General features: G+C 69.4%; 5 protein-coding genes and 1 pseudogene. 2 read left to right on the forward strand and 4 right to left on the reverse strand.

The features are described from left to right. From ACWF94_RS33745 to ACWF94_RS33760, 4 genes and pseudogenes are all read right to left on the reverse strand, one after another. Positions 1–545 (reverse strand): annotated as a pseudogene (locus tag ACWF94_RS33745) (hypothetical protein); the annotation flags it as partial. Next, entirely contained in the window at positions 545–1495 is a 951-nt protein-coding gene (locus ACWF94_RS33750; protein ID WP_453497408.1) for a hypothetical protein, read from the reverse strand. The gene ACWF94_RS33750 and the pseudogene ACWF94_RS33745, both read right to left, overlap by 1 nt. Then, positions 1482–2006: a SigE family RNA polymerase sigma factor gene (locus ACWF94_RS33755; RefSeq protein WP_453497411.1), complete on the reverse strand. Its 525-nt coding sequence runs from the start codon at positions 2004–2006 to the stop codon at positions 1482–1484. Before ACWF94_RS33755 ends, ACWF94_RS33750 begins: the two co-directional genes overlap by 14 nt. Before the next feature lie 103 nt (positions 2007–2109). Next, a complete protein-coding gene (locus ACWF94_RS33760) occupies positions 2110–2373 on the reverse strand; it encodes a hypothetical protein (RefSeq protein ID WP_453497414.1) in 264 nt (87 codons plus the stop codon). 143 nt (positions 2374–2516) lie between these two features. Here ACWF94_RS33760 and ACWF94_RS33765 point away from each other — a divergent pair, with 143 nt between their 5' ends. After that, on the forward strand, positions 2517–2651 hold the full coding sequence (locus ACWF94_RS33765; protein ID WP_453497417.1) for a hypothetical protein: 135 nt from the start codon (positions 2517–2519) through the stop codon (positions 2649–2651). After that, a complete protein-coding gene (locus ACWF94_RS33770) occupies positions 2648–4681 on the forward strand; it encodes a tetratricopeptide repeat protein (protein ID WP_453497419.1) in 2034 nt (677 codons plus the stop codon). The genes ACWF94_RS33765 and ACWF94_RS33770 overlap by 4 nt, the downstream gene beginning before the upstream one ends. The last annotated feature ends 53 nt before the right edge of the window (positions 4682–4734 follow it).

Genomic DNA, 4734 nt, shown 5'->3' on the forward strand with positions numbered 1-4734 from the left:
CGGTTGTAGTTGATCGCGACGACGTGGTCGAAGGCTTCCGCCAGGGACTCCCCCTCGTGGTTCCGCCCCGGGGCCCGGAACGCCGGGCCCCGGTCGTACGGGAGCCTGGTGCCCGGGTTCTTCAGCCGGCCGCCCGCGTCGGTGAGCCCGTAGACGCCGATAGGGGTCCTCAGATCACCCCGGCGGTGGTCATCGGACCAGCCGTGGCGGCCGTTGCGGGCGGGCCACGGGCCGGAGACGGCCCCCCACCCCCGGGTGGTGTGACGCTCGTAGAGCGTGGCGGTGGCCCGGTCGGAGTCGAGGGACCCGCCGGTCACGACGAGCGCCTGCCGGCTGCGGTCGCCGATCCGTGCCCGGGTCGCCGGGCCGAGCCCGGGTATCTCCCGGGGGCCCTGGGCGCGCACGGCCCGGGGCAAGGGCGCGGCGGCGTCGGCGGCGGCAGGGGCGCCGGTCGCGGGAGGCGGGCCCTCCTGCCCTCCCACGGTGCAGCCGGTGAGCAGCAGCACCGCCCCGAGCAGGGCCGACGCCGCCGTACGGCGTCCCATCACCGCACCCCCGGCGGCGGGTCCACAAGGGCGCTCCTGGTGCCCGACGGCCGGGGCGGTGACGGCACGGGGGAGGCGCCGACACCGCCGAAGGTCGCACTGGTGAGCATCGCCCCCACGCCGTCGATCAGCACCGACGGCGTCCCCGGGGCGGCGCACACGACGACGTTGACGTAGGAGTCGAGTTCGGGACCGGGGATCAGCGTCGTGTACGAGGTGGGGGCGCCGACGTCGTCGCAGTAGCCGTGGTTGAACTTCTCCTTGGCCAGCCTCCCCTCCAGCTTCCTCGCCTGGGCGGCGAAGTCCCCTTCGCGGCCGTAGTCGAGCTTGAGCAGCACATCACCGCGCCCCAGGGCACCCACCGGTGCGCACCGCTCCGGCTTCTTGGCGCAGGGTAGCCGGTAGGGCGCGAGCCGCCGGGTGGACACGTAGCCGCTGGCCATCTCCTTGTACTCCAGGGATTCGGGGAGCGCCAGGGCATGCCAGCGCTCGGGCAGCCGCAGGGTGAGGGAGCCCTGCTCGGGGAAGGCCACCAGGCCGGGTCCCGCCGGGGCGGTGGGTACCGGCGAGGCGGCGGGCGCGGCGGACGCCCGGGAGGGCGGGGTGCCGGTGTCACGCAGGGCGGGCGGCAGCAGGGCCCCGGCGAACGCCAGCGCGGTCACCGTGAACACCGCGGCCCCCATCACCCGGCGCCGGCGGCGGGCGATCCGCTCGCGCACCTGCCGCAGCCGCCCTTCGGGGGCGGGCAGATCCGGAGTCACCCTGCGCAGAAACACCCGCAGTTCGTCCTCGACCGCCCGGTCCCCGGGTCCGGCGAGGCCCACCCGATCGGCGCGGTCGGCCCGGTCCGTGAGGTCCGCGAGGCCCACCCGGTCGGCCCGGTCCGTGAGATCCGCCCGGTCGACCATGTCCGCGTGGTCGCGGTCACCATCGGCGTCACCGCTGCGCACAGTGCTCACTCCCTTCCGCCGGCGCGTCCTGGATCAGCGTCCGCAGGGTGCGCAGCGCCTTGGACGCCTGGCTCTTGACCGTGCCCGGCGCGCACCCGAGAGTCGCCGCGGTCTCCTCCACACTCAGATCCTCGAAATACCGCAGCACCACGACCGCACGCTGGCCCACCGGCAGGGCGCGGACCGCCGCGGCGAGCGACTGCTCCAGATCGACATCCGCGTACAGATCCCCGGCCGACGCCCCGTCCGGGAGATCGCCGTGCGGCACCTCGCCCCGCCAGCGTCTGCGCCACCAGGAGGCATGGGTGTTCACCATCGCCCTCCGGATATACGCCTCCGGATGATCCGGCGCGATCCTGCGCCACTTGGGCCAGACCTTCGCCAGCACGGTCTGCAGCAGATCCTCGGCGAGATGGGCATCCCCGGTCAGCAGCCAGGCCATCCGCAGCAGCCGCGGGCCCCGGGCGGCGACGAACGCCTCGAAGTCGCCGTCGTCGGCATGGGAGCCCATCTGTCAGTCCTCGCCGTTGTATGCGGTCCTCCACAACAGGGGAACGCGGCGGGCGGCGATCCCGGTTGCCCGGGACGCGGGCCGCTTCAGCGAAGGGGCCGCATCACAGCCAACGTCTCTTGACGATGGTCAGCTTCACGGGCCTGCCCTGAACGGAGACGGTCGTGAGCCAGCTGCGCCGGGTGTCGAGCGCATGCTGGACAGTGCCCTCGGTGAAGGCACGCTTGGCCATCAGCACACCTTGTGCGGCACCCGCCGGGTCCAGGCTCAACAGGCTGGTCAGGGCTTCCATGATCTCGAACTGCGCTGCCTGCAACGACCTGTGCCGGGTTGTCCTGCCATCGATGGTGACCCTGAAGCTGCTCACCTCCGAGAGCATATGGGTCGGTGCCCTGTCGGGCGGATCCACGAGGTCACGGGGGACATCGGCATCCAGGAGGACAGTGGATGGCTGGTCGCTTCCGTGTCATGATTTCTGTCATCCGATGCTGGTCAAGGGGGAGGCGCGTCATGGATGCTCTGGCTGTCGTCGGCGAGGTGGCGCCGTACGGTACGTCCTTCACCGCCTCCGGTGAAGGGGCCGTGGCAGTACAGAACAACACCGGGATCATCAGCACAGGCAGCGACGCCACCATCCAGCGATGACTCGGACCCCAGGCGCCGCGGCCTCGGGGGTCCGCGCGGCAGCGGCGGGCATCAACAACGGCATCATGAGTACGGGCGACGGCGCCGTGATCGAATACCGCACCGTGCACTTGCCCGCCGCCGCCCTCAACGCGCCCGCCGATGTGGTTGCGCCCAGCGCCCTGACCAACTTGCCTGCCCCGCACAGTCCTGTCTTCGTCGATCGACAGTCGGATATGGCCAAGCTCCGTGCGGCGATGAACGACGAGCTTCCGATGACGCCGTCAGTCGTATACGGCTTGGGCGGGGTGGGCAAGAGCACTCTCGCTCTGCACTTCGCTCATAGCCACCGAGGGCGCTACAACCCTGTCTGGTGGATTTCGGCGGAGGAGCCCAGCAGCATCACCACCTCGCTGGCCGGCCTCGCCGCCGCCATCAATCCCGCTGGGAACCTCGTCGCACAGAGCACCTCCGAGAGTGCCGCCTGGGCGATCAACTGGCTTCAGACACACGAGGACTGGCTGCTCGTGTTCGACAACGCGGCATCATCGCGGGACCTTGAGGCCGTTATCGGCCCGCTCAGTGGTGGGCGGCATCTCATCACCAGCCGTCGCTCGACGGGGTGGCACAGACTGGCCAAGCCACTGGCAGTGGAATCGCTTCCCGCCGACGCCGCGGTGGATATGCTCGTGCGCATCATCGACGCCAACCACGCGAATGGCTCCGACGATTCCCTCCTTGAGCAGATCGCTACGGAACTGGGCCACCTGCCGCTGGCCCTGGAGCAGGCAGCCGCCTACATCGAATGCACCGCGATCACTCCCGCCACTTACCTGGAGCGCCTGCGCGGATATCCGGCCCGGATGTTCGCCGCGACCACGCCCTCGGGAGCGGTAGGTGAGGAACATAACCAGCGCACCATCGCCCGCATTTGGCAGCTGTCTCTCCAGGTGATCACCGCGGAGGTGCCCCTTGCGGGTGAGATCCTTCGCACCTTCGCCTGGTTCTCCTCCGAACCGGTACCGAGGGAATTGGCATACACCCTGCACGACGATCCGTTCGTCGTGGACGATGCCCTCGCGCTGATGCATACCTACAGCATGATCACGCTTACCCGGCAGACGTTCGCCATGCACAGCCTGGTGCAGGCCGTAGCCCGTACACCGGACCCGGCAGATCCGAACCGCGCAGCCGAACTGATCAACCAAGCCCGACAGCGATCCGAACGTCTGATGCGGCAGTCACTCCCCGACGACCCGTTTTCCAACGTCGCCGGCTGGGGTCGATGGCGGGAACTGCTGCCTCATATCCATACCTTGCTGGGTCTCTTGCGCCCCGAGCAAGACACCAGGGAAATCGCCGAGATCTGCTTTCTCACCTCTGGATTTCTGCAGCGCGAAGGGCATCTCGACCTGGCAATTCCTTACGCACAGCGCGCTGTGAACGCTTTCACCAGGGTCCGCGGTCCGGATGATGCAACCACCCTCGCGGCCCGCAGTTTCCTGGCCAGCGCACACCGCGCCTCGGGTGATCTGGAGAGTGCCGCACCTCTGCATCTCAGCAATCTCGCCGACTGTGAGAGGGTTCTTGGTCCGGATCACCCGGACACCCTGGTGGCCCGCAGCAACCTCGCATTCCTGTATGCCCTGAGCGGCGACGCACGCAGTGCCCTGGAGCTGAACGAACGCAACCTCACCGACTACGAACAGACTCTCGGCCGGGACCATCCGCACACCCTTAACGCGCGTGCGAACCTGGCGAGTTCCTACCGGGCGGTCGGTGATCTCCCCGAGGCGATCGAGTTGTACGAGCAGTCATTGGCGGAGCACGAACGGGGCCTCGGCCCCGAACACCCCGAGACACTCACCGTCCGCAGCAACCTCGCCTACACCCTGCAAATGGCGAACTCCACTGACCGCGCTCTCGCACTTCATGAATCCGTACTCGCTGATCGTGAGCGGGTTCTCGGCCCCCAGCACCCTCACACCGAGCTTTCGCGCCAACTGCTCGCCGGGGCCCAGCGGACCCGCCCCGAGCAGGATCCTGACTGATCGAGGTCCGGAGCGGGCGCTCTGAGAGGGCGCCGGGCGGGAAGCCCGGCGCC

It is taken from the genome of Streptomyces sp. NPDC055078 (assembly GCF_053607985.1).

Coding starts and splice junctions, on each gene's coding strand:
- ACWF94_RS33755 (WP_453497411.1), bottom strand. CDS start 2,006: ATGGGCTCCCATGCCGACGACGGCGACTTCGAGGCGTTCGTCGCCGCC.
- ACWF94_RS33765 (WP_453497417.1), top strand. CDS start 2,517: ATGGATGCTCTGGCTGTCGTCGGCGAGGTGGCGCCGTACGGTACGTCC.
- ACWF94_RS33770 (WP_453497419.1), top strand. CDS start 2,648: ATGACTCGGACCCCAGGCGCCGCGGCCTCGGGGGTCCGCGCGGCAGCG.